The 16,531-nt window shown below is 41.9% G+C and carries 11 protein-coding genes; 4 read left to right on the top strand and 7 right to left on the bottom strand.

Features of this window, described 5'->3' with window-relative positions; genetic code table 11:
* The first annotated feature begins 205 nt into the window (after nucleotides 1-205).
* Nucleotides 206-1,846 carry a hypothetical protein gene (locus WA256_RS01260; protein WP_130166922.1) on the top strand — a complete coding sequence of 547 codons (1,641 nt, stop codon included), beginning with the start codon at nucleotides 206-208 and terminating at the stop codon, nucleotides 1,844-1,846.
* Here WA256_RS01260 and WA256_RS01255 read toward each other — a convergent pair.
* The 3 genes from WA256_RS01255 to WA256_RS01245 all read right to left on the bottom strand — a co-directional run bounded on the left by WA256_RS01255 (nucleotide 1,843) and on the right by WA256_RS01245 (nucleotide 7,413).
* Nucleotides 1,843-2,316, bottom strand: a complete 474-nt coding sequence (locus tag WA256_RS01255; RefSeq protein WP_335988436.1) for a VOC family protein — start codon at nucleotides 2,314-2,316, stop codon at nucleotides 1,843-1,845. The genes WA256_RS01260 and WA256_RS01255 overlap by 4 nt on opposite strands.
* Before the next feature lie 139 nt (nucleotides 2,317-2,455).
* The gene (locus tag WA256_RS01250) at nucleotides 2,456-6,016 is read right to left on the bottom strand and encodes an ImpA family metalloprotease (protein WP_335988434.1); all 3,561 of its coding nucleotides are present in this window, start codon (nucleotides 6,014-6,016) and stop codon (nucleotides 2,456-2,458) included.
* A 143-nt stretch (nucleotides 6,017-6,159) separates the two neighbouring features.
* Nucleotides 6,160-7,413, bottom strand: coding sequence for an MFS transporter (locus tag WA256_RS01245; protein WP_335988432.1), 1,254 nt, complete (start codon nucleotides 7,411-7,413; stop codon nucleotides 6,160-6,162).
* A 415-nt stretch (nucleotides 7,414-7,828) separates the two neighbouring features.
* Between WA256_RS01245 and WA256_RS01240 the strand changes: the two genes are divergently transcribed.
* From WA256_RS01240 to WA256_RS01230, 3 genes are all read left to right on the top strand, one after another.
* Nucleotides 7,829-10,198: a TonB-dependent receptor domain-containing protein gene (locus WA256_RS01240; protein WP_335988430.1), complete on the top strand. Its 2,370-nt coding sequence runs from the start codon at nucleotides 7,829-7,831 to the stop codon at nucleotides 10,196-10,198.
* 154 nt (nucleotides 10,199-10,352) lie between these two features.
* Complete coding sequence (locus tag WA256_RS01235) at nucleotides 10,353-11,273, top strand: alpha/beta fold hydrolase (RefSeq protein WP_335988429.1); 921 nt, start codon at nucleotides 10,353-10,355, stop codon at nucleotides 11,271-11,273.
* Nucleotides 11,274-11,316: 43 nt separating this feature from the next.
* On the top strand, nucleotides 11,317-12,012 hold the full coding sequence (locus WA256_RS01230) for an ATP-dependent Clp protease proteolytic subunit (protein ID WP_269407488.1): 696 nt from the start codon (nucleotides 11,317-11,319) through the stop codon (nucleotides 12,010-12,012).
* On the opposite strand, the gene WA256_RS01225 is transcribed toward WA256_RS01230, so the two are convergent.
* The 4 genes from WA256_RS01225 to WA256_RS01210 all read right to left on the bottom strand — a co-directional run bounded on the left by WA256_RS01225 (nucleotide 12,009) and on the right by WA256_RS01210 (nucleotide 16,188).
* Nucleotides 12,009-13,085 carry a hypothetical protein gene (locus WA256_RS01225; protein ID WP_130166915.1) on the bottom strand — a complete coding sequence of 359 codons (1,077 nt, stop codon included), beginning with the start codon at nucleotides 13,083-13,085 and terminating at the stop codon, nucleotides 12,009-12,011. The two genes, WA256_RS01230 and WA256_RS01225, sit on opposite strands and share 4 nt — an antisense overlap.
* 141 nt (nucleotides 13,086-13,226) lie before the next feature.
* Nucleotides 13,227-14,594 (bottom strand): alkaline phosphatase PhoX, encoded by a 1,368-nt coding sequence (locus tag WA256_RS01220; RefSeq protein ID WP_335988426.1) that lies wholly within the window; start codon nucleotides 14,592-14,594, stop codon nucleotides 13,227-13,229.
* Between the two features lie 112 nt (nucleotides 14,595-14,706).
* Nucleotides 14,707-15,360, bottom strand: coding sequence for a hypothetical protein (locus tag WA256_RS01215; protein ID WP_304637458.1), 654 nt, complete (start codon nucleotides 15,358-15,360; stop codon nucleotides 14,707-14,709).
* 15 nt (nucleotides 15,361-15,375) lie between these two features.
* Entirely contained in the window at nucleotides 15,376-16,188 is an 813-nt protein-coding gene (locus WA256_RS01210) for a MipA/OmpV family protein (RefSeq protein WP_063700417.1), read from the bottom strand.
* Nucleotides 16,189-16,531: the final 343 nt, after the last annotated feature.

Genomic DNA, 16,531 nt, shown 5'->3' with positions numbered 1-16,531 from the left:
CATACGTAAGTCAGCTATTTATCGATTAACTTCGCCACAGTTAGTTAGCATAACGTTTATTAATCATGCACTTACAATCTTCAATGAAGTTTAAGTTTTAGTTAAGTTTTTCTTAAGTTAGCGATTTTATGCTGATAACTGTAAAGAATTTAAAGGTTGATAAAGCCAAACATGCTGCGTCTCCTTGGTATTTAGTAGGCATAAAATGATGAATAAAATAACACCTGTTTTATTAATAACATGCACTGCTACAGGGACTGTTTATGCAAACGAGCCTTTAAGCTTAGATGTGGTTTGTGAAGTAAAAAGCAAAACCACTGCAGAATTAAGTGAAGACAAAGACATCACGGTTGATAAACTCAACATTGATACCCATACGATTTTCGATCCAAATGACCCTGAAACAACCGCCCTACATCGCTTTATAAACTGGCTGCACATAGATACCAAAAACAAAGTTGTTAGTGAGCAAATAACCTTTAAAGAAGGTGACCAAGTCAGTGAGCGTCAGCTACAAGAAGCTGAGCGTATTCTGCGCAGCAAAAAATACTTAAGAGATGCCAAGGTTAGCTATACAAAAGATTGCCTTGAAGATGAACCCCGCGTGGTGCAAATCGATACCTGGGATACCTGGAGTTTATTGCCAACCATTAATTTTGGCCGTAGTAGCGGCAATAATAAATACAGCTTAGGCTTTAAAGAAGAAAACTTTTTAGGCTACGGTATTCGCGCATCATTAAAGTACAAATCAGATCATGAACGCTCAGGCTACCACTCAGTGCTGCAAATGCCAGTGCCTTGGCAGCCTCATGCAACCCTCACTTTACAAGCTGATGATTACGATGACGGGCAAGTCTTTTTAGTGGATTATCATCAGCCTTTTTATCAACGCAGCAGTGACGCACTAATGCGCTACTTTGCTAAATCACAAAAGCAAAAAAGTTATATCTATCAAAATGGTATGACCCATTCAGAGTTCTTTACCGATGAATTAATCGCCCAGTTTGCTTACGGCGGAATTTTATCGCAAGACAGTCAGCAAACCTTTCACTGGCTTGCCGGGATTGATTACCAAGATATTAGTTACCGCCCTTTTGAAACAGAACCTTTGCTTGACGGTCTTAACGATTACACCATTGCAGCGCCTTGGGTCGGATTACATTGGCTAGAAGACAATTACGCCGTATTGCACGATATTGACCTAATAAACCACAACGAAGACGTTAACCTCGGTTGGGAGCTAAATTCAAAGTTTGCCATCGATACCGTAAATTTTGGCCAAGGCTTTTTATTTGATACAAATCTTACCAAAGCGTGGTTCAACAATAACACCTTGTATCGATTTGCCGCTGGAATGAAAGGCAATGTCGGAACTGAGCTTGATGACCGTTTAGCGCTTTATTCAAAAGCACAAATGAACTATCGCTGGTCAGACTCATTTGCCTTTTATGCGCATCTAAATGGTCATTGGCAAAACCATGAGTTTGCTGATAAACCACTGGCTGTTGGCGGTGAAGAAGGCATGCGTGGCTTCCCAGAAAGTTACCAACATGGTACTTCAAGCGTACAAGCGACGGCTGAACTAAGAATGTACCCTAACATCAATCTGTATCAGTTTGTAGATGTAGGCTTTGTTGGCTTTGTTGATGTAGGCCAAGCTTTTGGCAGCACTGAAACTGCGAATATTTCAGATTCAATGCTAACCAGTGCAGGCGTTGGTATTCGCCTATATTCATCGCGCTCAAGTAACGACAATGTGATCCATATCGACTTTAGTACGCCTCTGGGCAGTTACCAAGACGTTGATTCATGGCAAATAGGAATGTCGGTTGAAACCACTTTTTAAGCATCTTGCTCTTTACTCATAAGCTCGCCCATGCGCTGCATAAGTTCTTGTTCGGTTAGGTCTTCTTTGTGTGTGCCTATAGTCCAAATGTGACCAAAAGGGTCTTCTAAAGTCCCTGACCTATCACCATAAAATTGGTCATGTACTGGGCGTAGCTCTTTTGCCCCAAGCGACAAAGCTTTAGCAAAAACAGCATCGACATCTTCAACATACAGCATAATGCTCACCGGTGTACCGCCAAGTTGTTGCGGCGACTTAAATTGCACATCAGGGCAATTATCAGAAAGCATAATATGAGAGTCGGCTATTTTTATTTCAGCATGCGCCACCCCACCATCAGGCAGAGGCATTTGCATTACAAGTTCAGCAGCAAAAGCGTGTTTGTAGAACTCTATCGCCTTAGTGGCACCTTCAATAACCAAATACGGGGTTACCGCATGGAAACCTTTTGGGATTGCAGAAACAGCCATGTTACACCTCAACGTTTAATGTGTGAGTTATAAAGGTAGCAGTTGTAGCTAATTTCACTAATCTAATGGTAAAAACGCCAGCGAAATCTTTCGCTGGCGTTTTAAATATAAATACCAATCAACTTAACATAGCGGTGTATTATTCAGGCCAGCTTTGCGCGCCATCTATTGCAACCTCTGTTTGATTTAACGTGGTGCAATAACCTGTGGCAGATGAGGCATAGTAAACATCACCTAATACCGTGTAGTTTTTCGCTTTAACCTGCTGTTTTGCTTTGTCTGACGTTGCCATGCCCCACATGCTGAAATAGTTGCTCAAATCGAGCTCGGTTGCTTCTGAAAGCGCTATTAATAACCAATCATTGTTGCCTATGCTTTGTGCCTCCGACAAGCTGTAGCTTGAAAAGCCAAGTGCATCTTTTTGTGCCAGCCAATTAGTCTCGCTGTTATCAGCTTGATTAAACGCACGCTCCAAAATGTGTAAGCGAGGGTATAAATGCCAGCCGTTTTCAAGCTTATTGTGTGCCTGTGCGGCCATCATAATTTGTAAATAAATAGCGTGGCTTTGCGACCACTGAGACATTGCTAAATCTTGCATATAAGCAAATGCATCTGCGCTTTGTTTACTGGCTTGTAAATGATCAAACAAGTTCTCGAATGGCAAGTTTTGGCACGATGCCGAAAAGCCGGTTTCATCTTCAAACTTCGACTTACTGTAGTAGGAGTAAAAGTTGGTATTTGAATGGCCACCAAACCCTTCGATACGGAAGCGCCCTCTTTCAAGTCCATGTCCTAATTCATGGATATCGCCATGCCCAGTTGGATTAAAATTCCAACCTGCGTCATACGGATTACCAGAACAGCCCCAACCACAGGTCGGTTGGTCTGCATTCATATGTTTTACAATATCAATTGTTTGTACTTCAATATTGCGTTCACTCGCAAAGTCATGAATTTCGCTAACCACATCGATGCCCGGCCCTTTGAAACCAGCAAGTACATGCGGATAGTTATGGGTATAACGCTCTACTGCATGGGCGAAGTCAGACGCTACAGGCCAATAACCATCGTTAATTGAAATACGCATTTTCTCGAGCTTTGAATGCACTTCAAAGCCACCGGTTGCGACCTCGGCCCAATCATAGTCACCTTTTTCAAGCAACTCAGCAAAGCGCTCATCATCACTGCTGCTACGCCAATACGGGTGCTCCCCTACATTGCTAAATTCAAAGCTGACATCTAAATCATTTTGATCAAACTCAATTTGAATTGGCCCACCATAAGGTGACGTAAAATAAACCGTTTCATTTGTCTCTATAGGCACATGAACCGACTGCAATTTAGCGGGTCGATTATAGCCATTACTGCTCATGTAATGTGTTGCGCCATCGCGCAGAGTATTAACAAACACCTTGGTATTCACTGCTTGATTATCGGTGCGTTTAATAGCAAACGTTTGCCCCGGCAAGGCATACACACCCGTTGAGCGAAAATACGCCTTACTCTGCATATTCACGGTGACGGTTTTAGGTGTTACATGACTAAAATCACTACGGCTGAAATTACCCATATCAACTTGAAGTGGGTTAACTTTACGTATATTTAATACCGCATGATCAGTAAACAGGGCACGAAAGAAGCTTGTATTATCAGTGCTTAGCTTATCCATCGGGAAGCTTACAACTTGGCGATAATGATCTGCAAGCAGCGCCAGTAACTGATAAAAGCGATAGCCCTGCTCTGTAAAGATATCTGTTTTCGCTTGGTCAAAACCTCTAAAAACCGAATTAATGATAGTTGCCGCATCACTAAACTGTTGCTGATATTGGCTTTCAGCTGGGCAACTACGATTATCACATGCACTTAAATCAACACTAAATTCGCTGCTTTTAAAGCGACTAAGTAAGTCTTTAATAGTTTGCGCATCGGTTGGCAAGCTGTCGTTAATAGCAATTGGGTTCCACTGTGCCAATTCTAATCGGTGCCAATAGTTATCACCTGCAACACTCACATGGAGTAATTCAAATAACGCTCTACCTAGTGCAGTTTGGCTACCATCACGCTGAATATAGATCACCGCTATATCATTTGCTTGCGCTTGCTTTACTGCAGCTACAACATTATCAATATTTAATCCTTCACGCTCATGCTGAGAGATAATCAGTACATCCGTGTCAGTTGTTAAACACGCCGCTAAAGCGTCGTTGTCACAACTTGTATTGTCGTTATAGCTCACCATGCCTTCATATTGACTATTAAACCATTCTCGCGTTTTGCTCCTATCTTGAAAGTAATAGCTTTGATCAAGTTGCGCTAATACAAGTTTAAGTGGCTGCTCTGTGGTTATTTCTCTACCAGCTAACCATGTGGTGCTGTTTTTCAAAAACTGAGTCATTTGCTCGTTAATAGTATTTCGATATGGGTTACTACCAAATACTAAGTAACGGCCCTGCTCCCCATCACTAGTACCGACAACTGCAAGGTTTCTGACTTTTGTCTCGTAACCATCTTGCCAACTATTGTTGGTAAGTAGAACTGGCTCATTGAATGGATAAGTGGCATTTAATAACGTTGCATCCCATGTTGGATACCAGCTTAATTCATCAAGAGCGGAGCTTGAGCCAAAACCAAATAAGCTATTTTTAATGCTTTGAAAGCGCGCTTTGTGGGTATCAATTTCATTAATGGTCGCATCAAGTAGCAACTCACTGTTTGGAACAACCAGCGCATTGCCAGTTTCGAGTGCCTCGGCCACATAACTTTGGGTGATGTTTAACACAAACTCAAAGCTTGCCTGTACACGTGAATCAGAGGCTGTGATTGTGAGTTTATGTTCACCAAGGTCTTCATTACTCGCGGTGCCAGATAAGATGCTAGTTTGCTCATCAAAACTTAGCCACGTAGGTAAACCTGTTACGGTTAAGCTCACTTCATCGTTGTCTGCATCGGTGCTGATTAACTGCACACTCAAAGCCTGCTCAGCACGTGCTTCACTACTCAGTGGAGACACCACAGGCGCTGAGTTTGCTCTGGTAGCGATGTTAAATGTTTGCTCTGCCTGCTGCGTCACTTCGCCATCTGAATAACGAAAACGAATTTGCTGTTCGCCCGTATTCGCAAACAAGGGCGTGCCGCTAAAACTAAGGTTAGTCGCATCAAAGCTAAGCCAATCAGGTTTACTAACTTCACTTACTACCACAGTGTCATTTTGTGCATCAGTAAATGTTAGCTGGTAAGTATAAGCTTGGCCTTCATTGCTATCTGATGGGGTAGACGTGAGCGTTGCCGGTGTATTTTCAATAAGTTTGGCTTCTACATTAATATCAATCAAAAGCTGTGCAGAGAGCTGCCCATCAGTGACCGTAAACTCAATGTTTGCATACTTACCTACTTGCTCAGGCGTGCCACTGATACTTGCTGAGGCTTCATTAAAACTTAGCCAACTTGGTAAGTTTGTTACAGACAAAGTAAGTGGGTCATTATCTGGATCAGAGACTTCAGGGCTAAAACTCAAGGTTTCACCAACACGTAAAGTCTGTGATTGACCGCTGATTTGCGGCGCTTGATTTTGTGGTGTTTCAGTTACAGGAGGGGTTGTTGTTTGTTTTTCATCTGAGCCTGAGCCGCCACAAGCAGCAAGTGTTAGCAATACAGCCGAGCATAATAGCGAGCGTTTGCACAAAGAGTAAGGTGCGTTCATTGAGTTCTTATCGGTATGGTAAACAATTTTTTAACATTATAAGCCGATACTACAAACTATTATCTCGGAAAAAATACGTAAATTGATATCACTGTCATTAATTGTTAAAGCGTAAAAAGCCCCATAAAGGGGCTATTTAAGGGTTACGAGCTTGGGTTTGCAAAATCGGGTCTGGGTAACTTTTCGAGTATGGCGTATAAGTAAATCACCACAAGGCAAAGCCCTCCCGCTACTAAGAATAAGGTTGGGCCATCGTAATAATCTAAAATTAAACCACCACCGAGTGGTGCTAAAGCAAACCCTAAATCATAAAACGAAGCCGCGCCAAAGTAGGCTCCACGTAAGTGTGATGGTGCGAGCCTATCAAGGTGAACGTTCATCGTCGGAAACAAAATGGTTTCGGCCAAGCTCATCACCACTATCGCACCTATCCAGCCCCAGAATAAATCGATTGGATTAAGTGCGAGCCAAAACTGCGACACCATTAATAGCACCAAACCAATTTGTATTCGTACCGTTAGGCTAAATCGCGCCATCATTTTTAACAGCAGAAATTGACTTGAAATGATCACTATCGCATTGGTAAATATAAGCGCAGAAATCAATGCAAGTAGGTCGGGTGCCTCTGCACGAGTTAGGTATTGTATGAGTGAACTATCCATTTGCGCATAAATAAACATGCACAAAATATTGGCTAAAATTAAACATTGCAGCAGTTTATCTGCAAATAAAATACGTAAGATTTGCTTGCCCTGTATAGCTGGTTTTTTCTCTTCAGGCTCGTCGATTGCGGCAGTATTTTTTGCAGCTTTATCACTAAAATTAAAGCCCCAAACAAGCAGCACCAATAAAATAGCAAATGCCCCTGCGGTAATATAAAAGCTCGACTGCTCACCGGTTAAACCTAGCCATACTCCGGCTAATGGGCCCACCGCACAGCCCACATTAACAATAAAGTACAGCGACTGCATGGCCAACTCACGAGTTTGTGCATCATCAATAATATCGCCAATTGCCGCACTGGTTAGTGGTCGCCAAAGTGCAGTCGCAATCGAGCATAAGGTCATCACAATCACATAACCGGCCACGGTTTCTACCTCAGCCAACAGCGAGAAAGAAATAATATACAACACGCCGGTAATGTACATCAGCGTATGCCGGCCCACTTTATCTGAGAGGCTACTGCCAATAAAACTGGTAAACACAGAAATCACGGCTGCACTGGTAAGTACCAAACCAACTTCTGTCGCCGATAAAGCAAACTTTTCATACAAGATCACCGCAAGAAATGGCCACACCATGTAATAGCTGCCACGGGTAATAAACGAGCCAAATAAGAAGATCCACATAAGCACAGGAAACTGCTTAAAGCGCGCTAAAGAGATATCTGAATTCATTATTTTAATTTTTATGATGATGATTAAAACACTATACAGGAACTGAATCTGCCTTGGGTATTTAATCTAAAACTTGTTTGTAACAGCGTGTTATACCAACCCGCAATAATACTTAATCATTTTGAGGGATTAAACCTGTCGCTAACTGCGTTAAAAATTTCTCATTTAGAACAACTAAATAACGAAATTTTTGCCTTGCTATCAACGAGGTTTTATTGCCTCAAAATAGACTACTTAATTAAGCGGGTTGGTATTAATTAGCTAAAAAACAAACGCAACTTAATTGTGAATAATGTTAAGCCAACTTGAAAAAGATTAATCTAAATAAGAATAGTTATTGATTGTATTTTTCATTTGTGTAGTATACGCAGCGTTCCTCAAAGGGATAACCTACAAAAAGAACTGGAAACCTACAATGAAATCAATAAAACCAAGCTTACTGGCACTTGCCATAGCAACACATTTTTCAGCCTTTGCTGATGACGCTAAGCCGAAACAAGATATTGAACGATTAGTTATCACTGCAACAGGTTTTGAGCAAAAAGTTACCGAAGCACCTGCAAGTATTTCGATCATCACCAATGAAGATATTAAGTCTCATGCCTTCACCTCAGTACTTGATGCTGTGCAGTATTTAGAAGGTATCGACATTGGCACAACTCGTGATAAAACAGGCCAAGGCAGTGTAAGTATGCGTGGTTTAACAGGTGAATACACCCTGTTACTTATTGATGGTAAACGCCAAAATAACCATGGCGACATTTACCCAAACAATTTTGGTGGCAACGCGTTTAACCACGTACCACCGGTTGATGCGATTGAGCGAGTTGAAGTAATTCGCGGTCCTGCATCAACACTTTATGGTGCAGATGCGCTGGGTGGTGTAATTAATATCATCACTAAAAAGCACACAGACAGCTGGAGTGGTGCAGTATCTTTTAGCCGTTCATTACAACAAAACGATGATTTTGGTGATGACATTACCACTGACTTTAGTGTGATGGGTCCGCTTATCAAAGACGTATTAAGCTTAGGTGTACGCGGCAGCGTTTACGAGCAACAAGCATCATCGCCAACATTTGAACCAGCAACCGATCCTAATGGTGTTGTACATGCTCGTTCATTAGGTTTTGGTAGTGGCGGTCGTACCGTTGATAATACAAACGAGCAGTATGGTTTTACTTTAACTTATACACCGTTTGAGTCGCATCATTTACGTTTTGATTACGATAACTCAAGCCAAGTGTACGACAACACGCCAAGCTACGACATCGAATCAGGCACCATTACTTACCCGCTTGGTACTAAAGATAACATTGAATCAATTTGGCAAGACCGCCGCGGCCAAGTAAACCCGCGCGCAGGTTATGCGGCAGACCAAGAGTTTGACCGTGAATGGTGGTCACTCAGCTACGATGGTGAACTTAATTGGGCAACGGTTAAGGCCTCTGTATCTTATGTTGATACGCAAAACAATGGCCGTACTTTACCACTGAGTGTAAGCGAGCGATTAGAGCTACAAGCTATGTACGATGGTACAGGCGAATACGAGGGAATGGACGAACAAGCACGTAAAGACTTAGCCGAAGAAACATTCTTACCGCGCCCTGCTCGCCCACTTGAAAGCAGCCAATATACCTATGACTTACGCTTTGATATTCCTATCACGGGCAGCTTTGGTAGCCATAACCTAGCAATTGGTGGTCAGCTTATCGACGGTGAATTAAAAGACGGCGTATTTGGCCTTGAAAGTGACCAAGCAGGTCGAGTGCAAGAGCAAAACATGTACTCAATCTTTGCCGAAGATAACTGGATGGCAACTGACAACTTCACCTTTACATTGGGTGCTCGTTACGATGACCATGATGTATTTGGCAGCCAAGTATCACCGCGCGTTTACGGTGTATATAACCTCTCTGACACTTGGACCTTAAAAGGTGGTGTGAGTACAGGTTATAAAACGCCGCAAACCACCGATCTTTACGACGGTATCACCGGATTTGGTGGTCAGGGCACAAGCCCATTTGCGGGTAACCCAGATTTAGAACCAGAAACCAGTGTGAACTCTGAAGTTGCACTTTATTGGACTTCGCTTGATGGCGATCACAACATTAATGTGACTTACTACAACACCAAGTTTGAAGATAAAATTGCCCGCGGCGACACTATTTTAAGCTGTGAACAAACTAACGATGTACGCCCTTGTGTGAACTTAGGTCAGTACGATCAACTTGGCTACGATAGCTACAGCCAAAAGATCAATATCGACGAAGTAGACCTTCAAGGTGTTGAAATTGCTGGTCAATACACAATCACTAAAACAGTGTCTGTTAACGGTAACTACACGTGGACTGATAGCGAACAAAAGAGCGGTCCTGAACAAGGTCAACCATTAACTAACTCAGCTGAGCACATGGCAAACCTTACCCTAAACTGGGAAGCGACTGACTTTATGAACTTATACCTACAAGGTGTATATCGTTCAGACCGTTACCGCGGTTGGGATAACGTGCACGATAAAGCGCTGTATTACAAAAACTACAACCTACTTAATTTAGGTGCGCAGTTTTATGTAAATGAGTACGTGCAAATCAATGCCCGTGTAAACAACCTACTAGACGAAGATTTCACCTCATATAGCACAAGCTATACCGACCTAAATGGCGATGGTGAGTATGAATACCTAACAGGTCGCGGTGTAGTTAGCGAAGTCACATTCACAGACGACTACAACGTTAAAGATAAAGGCCGTAATTTCTGGATTGGCGTTACTGCTTACTTCTAAGAAAACTCCCTGAAAATAGACAGCATGCAGTCATGTGCTGTCTATTTTTCTAACTACACTATTACTCCTACTGTCAGTATTCTTTTTACTGTCACTAAACTGCCAACTTCACACACTAAGCTGATGATACCTGCGTAAGCTTATTTGTTAGTCTATGGAACATATCCTTACAGCCAGCGGTATCTGTATTAGTTATCAAGATGAAGGCGATAGTAATGCGCCGGTGATCATTTTAATTATTGGCTTAGGTGCTCAATTTACCGTTTGGCCAGAGTCGCTATATTTTGGCTTGGTAGAAAAAGGCTTTCGGGTTATTCGTTTTGATAATCGTGATGCAGGGCTATCCTCATCGTTAGATGAGTTAGGCAAGCCGAGTCTCGTAAAGCATTGGCTTAGCCGCCGATTGCCCATTCGCTCAAAGCTGCCCTATTCGCTCGATGACATGGCTCGCGATGTAAAAGAATTAATGGATGCACTTGCTATCAAAAAAGCGCACTTAGTGGGGGCTTCGATGGGTGGCATGATTGCGCAAATTGCCGCGGCAAAGTATAAAAAACGTGTGCTGAGCTTAACTTCAATTATGTCGAGTAGCTCGCCGTTATCGTTTTCGGGTTCAAACATTAATCTGCTAGTAAAGCTCGCTAAAATACGCCCCCGAAGCAGTAATAAAGAAGCCGCGATTGATTACAATGTTAGGCTCAACCAACTCATTGGCAGCCCAGCCTACCCACAAGATGAACACGCTTTATACGCCAACGCAGAACGCTATATTGAGCGGGCCCACACGAATCAAACAGGCTTTAAACGTCAGCTTGCAGCCATTGCCGCAACGCCTTATCGCGAGCAATTACTAAAAAAGATTAAAGCCCCCACATTAGTAATTCATGGCAGCGCTGATCCTGTTATGCCACTGTCTGCGGGTATCAACACCGCACTGTTAATAAAGCGCAGTAAGTTAAAAGTTGTGCCTGGTATGGGTCATGATTTTCCGCCCGCTTTAATGAAAAAAATGACTAAGTGGATTGCTAAACACGCAGCTAAAGTCAGCGCCAAAAAAGCCGCTAAAAAACCCTAAAAGCATGATAGAATTATCATACAATTTATAAGGTTAGCGTTTTATGTTGCGTGTATTTTTTAGTCTGTTTTTAATTATCCCTTGGTTAAGCTTTGCCGGTGTGTCACTAAGCGAGCAGCGCATTATTTATCAGGGCGAAATTAGTGCCAAAAACAATCAACATGTTGCACAGCTTTTGGCTGAGCAACCAAGCATAAACAGCATACAAATTACCAGTGGTGGCGGAAACGTTGATTTAGGTATGGACCTCGCCGAATTAATTTTAGCGCATAATTTAAAAGTTCATATAAAACAATTTTGCTTTTCGTCGTGTGCTAATTACGTATTGCTTGCAGGAAACCCTACCACCATAGCTAAGAACGCCATTGTCGGTTGGCACGGCGATGCCGCTTCAGCTCGCTGGCGAGATAGCGATATTGATGCCATGGTAAGCCATTTAAAAGAGCCAGAAAAAACAACCAAGTGGCAGGCTTTACGCACTCATTACGATAAAATAATCGCAAAAGCCGTGGCTCGTGAAAAAGCCTTTTATGCAAAACGCGGTGTTAAGCATGACTTGCTAACCATTGGTTTATCTGAAGAGCTAAAGCGTGCAGCTGTGGCACAAAAAGCCAGAGGCTGGAGCTACTCAAAAAAAGCACTCAATACACTGAATGTCAGCAATATTGAGTTTGCAGATTGGCAGCCCCGCTCGGCAAAGAACTTTCCGTTACTAATAATTAGTGAGCTTGGGGATTAGCTTTTGTAATCACGGATATAACGGTAATCAAATTCGGTGTCATCTAGAATGTCGCAATAATCACGAAAATCATTACTCTGCATTTGCTGAATATCGATGATCACCGACTGCTCTGTTACGAGCTTTTTAAAGCTTTGCAATAGCGTACGTCCTTGCTTTGCATCTATATGGCAACCGAATTGATAAATGTCATATAACCGAGCGAACTGATCACCGCTCTGTCTTGAGCTTGCCATGAGTGCTTCACCACGCTCAAAAGCAAGCATTCTTCCCAGAATAAATTGCGCTCTAGGTTCATTTTTATGTTCAACTAGATAACGTAAAATAGTTTCTGATTTAAATGTATCTTGCGGAAAATTCCCTTGATAAACGCCTCGTTCATCAAAGTGACGACCGGAATAATAGGCAAAAGCATAGCTAAATGCTTTTTTGTCAGACAAGGTTGCAAGAAACTCATCATCTGTCGGAATATGTTTTGCTCTAAACTTAGCAGCTTGATGTTGCTCTTGTTCTACCTGTTTTTCAATAGACAAATACTGCTGGTGAGCAAAGGCACCAACGGCGCCTGCAAAACTCAAACATGATGTAGCAATTAGGGTACTCGGTAATACTACCAACCAATGATTTTTAATTTTTTTATACCCTGCCAGCTCACCGGATTCATACACCTCAGCAAATAACTTATGGTCAATAAATGGAATGCTTTTACGTGCAATAAATGCTGCTGACCAAGAGCCAAGTGCAAATAACAAAGCATAAATTGATAAAGACAATGTACCACTGATCAAAACCTCTGAGCTGAGCGCAACAGCGATTACAGATAGGTATGCAATAAGTGAAATAACTGAAAAGATACGATCATAGCCACGCCCATGAATACGAACGGCTAGGCCAACGAGTACGCCGCTAATCACTAACATTACAGGCCCAATAGCACTTTTAATTGAAAATACTGTGATCCATAAAATAATGATTGGGATACTCCAGCAAGCTACGCCGATTGCGGCTGCAAGTGGACTTTGCTTAACTAGTTTTGCTTTAACTTGCTCTCGACTCTGCTCAGTAACAGACATATCAACTCCGTTTTCGTTTTATTATTTTTTCCTGTAAAACAAAGTGATTCTAACTAGAACAGCTGATTATAAAAAGAGGAACATAAATTTTCGTGGTACAAAAATAGCCACTTCGCAGTGGCTATTTTAAATAGGCTTTAACTAAACACTAAACTGATGCCATGGGCCTGTTATAGCAAGTGTTTTTGACGGTGAGTAAACGTTCACAAATAAAGTGCTACCATCTGGTGAAAAACAGGCACCTGCCAGCTCGGTTTGCGCCACTAAACGGGCAAAATTATAAACTTGCCCTTGTGGTGTCACACCGCGAAGATGATTATCAACCACATCGGTGTATTGGTCTTCACAGACAATTAAGTGACCATTAGGTGACACGGTTAGGTTATCGCCAAAGTTGTAGAGGGTTTTACTAGTACTTTCTACAAACAACGAGATTTTACCTGGTTGCTGTGCTTCTTTATCTGTGCCCTCAAATTCTGATGGCTGATATTTCATAACCTGACCAAGTTGTTTTTTACCGCCATTGGTACAGCAGAAATAAAGCTCTTTATCTCCCCAGTGAATACCTTCACCGCGAGCAAATAGTGCCGCACCTTGTTTGTATCCGCGCAGGCGCAGGTCGTCTTTCGGGCTTTCAGGGTTATCTAGATTGACCCACTCAACCTCACGCTCTTGATGTAGCCCCATAGCTTTATTATTCCAGTTACGGCTATCGAATTGTGGCTTACCTTTTACCACCATAGCTTGTAATTGCCCGCCTTTATGCAGCTTGCCATATTCATTTGGAATAAAACGATAAAAGACACTATCACCTTTATCTTCAGTTAAATAAACAATGCCGGTGCGCGGATCAACGGCAGCCGCTTCGTGATTAAATCGACCCATGGCTTTTAATGGCTCAGGTTTAATTAAGCCTTTGCTATTTGCGGGTACTTCAAAAATATAACCATGGTCTTGGTTAAATCCATCAGCTTTGGTATCTGTGGTTTCTTCGCACGTAAGCCAGGTGCCCCATGGCGTAATACCACCAGAACAATTACGAATAGTGCCGACCAATGACAAGTACTCTTGCTCTTTTTGATGGGTTTTTAAGTTATAAACGATATGACTCGTGCCACCCGGTAACGCCACACCGTCACTGTTAGTATCAAAAGCCAGCGGCGTTTTATGATTGGCAATACTTGCTTCAGCTTTCGCTAAGTCTTTTGGCTTTAGCTCATGGTTTCGCACTAATGCAACACGGTCATTACCAAGCGCTAGACAGCCCATGCCATCGGCTTTATCGGGTACCGTAAACCCATCAGACATTTTCTCACCTAGGCTTGAAACGACTTGATAACTAAAGCCCTCAGGTAAGTCGAGCAATTTATCTGGATCAGGAATTAACGGACCAAAGCCCACAGCCGTTGTTTTTAAATCACCTAACGACACTTTACCTATGGCACTTTTTGATAATCCTAAAAAGGCCAATGTGCCCGCCCCTACTAAAAATTCTCGACGTGAAACCATGCTAACTCCAAGCTAAAAACCAGCTTTATCATACAAATAAAAAAGGCATTATAAAGCAATGAAACGATAAAAAGTTACATTATCACAATATTCACGAAATTGTCATAAAGCACTACTCTTTGATGATTGCTAGTTGCTCATTAGGTAGCAGCACAATTAAGTAACCACGCTGCTCTAAGTTACAAAAATCAAATTCAAAACCTGCAATTTGTAAGTCACTAGCGCAATGAGTTAGCGGTATATAAGCTGTTGCTGTTGCTTCAGTTAATTCACTATTAGCAAGTTTATAGCTGTAGTTCGTATTGCCGATAAAACTAACCAGCCTAACCACAGGGTAATCACCACTACCTACAGCCTGAGTGCGTGCTAAAAAAGCCAGTTTCAGCGTTTCGCCATCCATATAAATGATCACATAATTAGCTATATCACTAACAACCCACTTTTGTAGATGAGCTTTTATTTCAGCATCATAAAAAGCTGCAAAGCCAACCTTTCCGACCACAGACCGCTTAAAGTTAAGCTTTTCAAAACCACCGTAGCCATCGATTGATTGTTGGAAGTTCTGCTCCTTATAAATTGCGCTTGTTGGTGTGTTATTTCGTAGGTTCATCATATAAAAATCAACCGGGTACTCGCTAAAGTTATAAACATAATAGTCACTTTCATAGACACCTTGGTATAAATCGTCTTCGTCAAACACTTCCTCTTCAGCGCTATTACAACCAGTAAGTAAGAGTAAAATGCATAATCTCAGTAGATAATTCATTGCTCATCCCTTTTTCTAAAAACGATAATTTATAGTTGCAGTGAATTGCTGCTTGGCAGTTTCTCCCACTAGCGGGCTTTTTTTGATAGTTGAGTCAAGTTGCTCATACCGCAAGCTCGTAAAAACAGACCACTGCTTATTAAAAACATAAGTCAGGTTTAGCGAGGTGAATGGGTTAAGGGCTGCACTTGGCTGATATTCATATCTGCCAAACTCAGGGGCGATATTGCCATTAGCTATGCCATACAGGTATTGAGTGTATTTTTTATCTTGCCAATAAAAACCGAGATCAGCACTTAGCTGTAACCCTAATCCTTGGCCATAAATCGGTAGGTTATAGCGGGCAAGAAACGTAAGTCCATCGGAATGATTCGAAATATCTTGCGCTAAACGAACAAAAAGCTGTTTATATTGCAGCTGAGTTCTGAAGGTTAGCTCACCTTTGCCGTCTTTATAGTCAGTGAAAACCTCATCATCCGACAACTCATCACTAAAGATTAAACTGCTATCGTAGGTTTCATCTCGGAAACTAAGCCCCATTGACGCTTCAAATTCTGCGCCTTGTAAAAAGGCATATTGCACTAAGCCATATTTAGGCCCAATGCGCCAGTTGCCTTTTCGGGCGTTGAAGTATGGCAAGACCATGGTTTGAATATCGTAATCTCGCCATGCTGTATCAATGGCCAATTGTGCAGCACCGACCTCCATTTGCCATTGCTGTGATTGCTCATCGGCCTTGGCATCATCAACAAATAATGCAGCTAAACAATAAGCTGTGATCAACAGATAAGAAAAAAGACTATTTCGCAGAAATTCATGTTTGGTCATGATAATGTCCCTATATTGGTGTTTTAATGCAGTTTAACGCCTCACCATTAGGGCTGACTTGCTGCAAATGTCACATATTTAATCGTGACATTTGTCATATACATAAACGAATAATTGCGGATTAAACTAAGCGTATGAACAAACTCTTGCAAACGTTGATACATCGAAGCGATTTCATACTCTCAGCTATCACCTGGGGGTTTGTGTTTATTTATACTCTGCACGCTTGGTCGCAAAGAGCAGAATCGGCGCAGCTAAGTTTTAGTACAATAAATACGTTTTTGATCAGTGTGTTATTTATAAGCTTTTTTGCTTTTTTAATTTATTTTGAGTTTTTCAGATC

Origin of the sequence: Pseudoalteromonas sp. CH_XMU1449-3 (assembly GCF_037027245.1) — a bacterium.
GTDB lineage: Bacteria > Pseudomonadota > Gammaproteobacteria > Enterobacterales > Alteromonadaceae > Pseudoalteromonas > Pseudoalteromonas shioyasakiensis.
Note: the sequence above shows the minus strand (reverse complement) of the source record. Positions and strands in the feature narration are given on the sequence as shown.

Bases quoted from the DNA above. Each gene is read 5' to 3' on its own strand.
- WA256_RS01260 (WP_130166922.1), top strand. From the start codon at position 206: ATGATGAATAAAATAACACCTGTTTTATTAATAACATGCACTGCTACA.
- WA256_RS01255 (WP_335988436.1), bottom strand. From the start codon at position 2,316: ATGGCTGTTTCTGCAATCCCAAAAGGTTTCCATGCGGTAACCCCGTAT.
- WA256_RS01250 (WP_335988434.1), bottom strand. From the start codon at position 6,016: ATGAACGCACCTTACTCTTTGTGCAAACGCTCGCTATTATGCTCGGCT.
- WA256_RS01245 (WP_335988432.1), bottom strand. From the start codon at position 7,413: ATGAATTCAGATATCTCTTTAGCGCGCTTTAAGCAGTTTCCTGTGCTT.
- WA256_RS01240 (WP_335988430.1), top strand. From the start codon at position 7,829: ATGAAATCAATAAAACCAAGCTTACTGGCACTTGCCATAGCAACACAT.
- WA256_RS01235 (WP_335988429.1), top strand. From the start codon at position 10,353: ATGGAACATATCCTTACAGCCAGCGGTATCTGTATTAGTTATCAAGAT.
- WA256_RS01230 (WP_269407488.1), top strand. From the start codon at position 11,317: ATGTTGCGTGTATTTTTTAGTCTGTTTTTAATTATCCCTTGGTTAAGC.
- WA256_RS01225 (WP_130166915.1), bottom strand. From the start codon at position 13,085: ATGTCTGTTACTGAGCAGAGTCGAGAGCAAGTTAAAGCAAAACTAGTT.
- WA256_RS01220 (WP_335988426.1), bottom strand. From the start codon at position 14,594: ATGGTTTCACGTCGAGAATTTTTAGTAGGGGCGGGCACATTGGCCTTT.
- WA256_RS01215 (WP_304637458.1), bottom strand. From the start codon at position 15,360: ATGAATTATCTACTGAGATTATGCATTTTACTCTTACTTACTGGTTGT.
- WA256_RS01210 (WP_063700417.1), bottom strand. From the start codon at position 16,188: ATGACCAAACATGAATTTCTGCGAAATAGTCTTTTTTCTTATCTGTTG.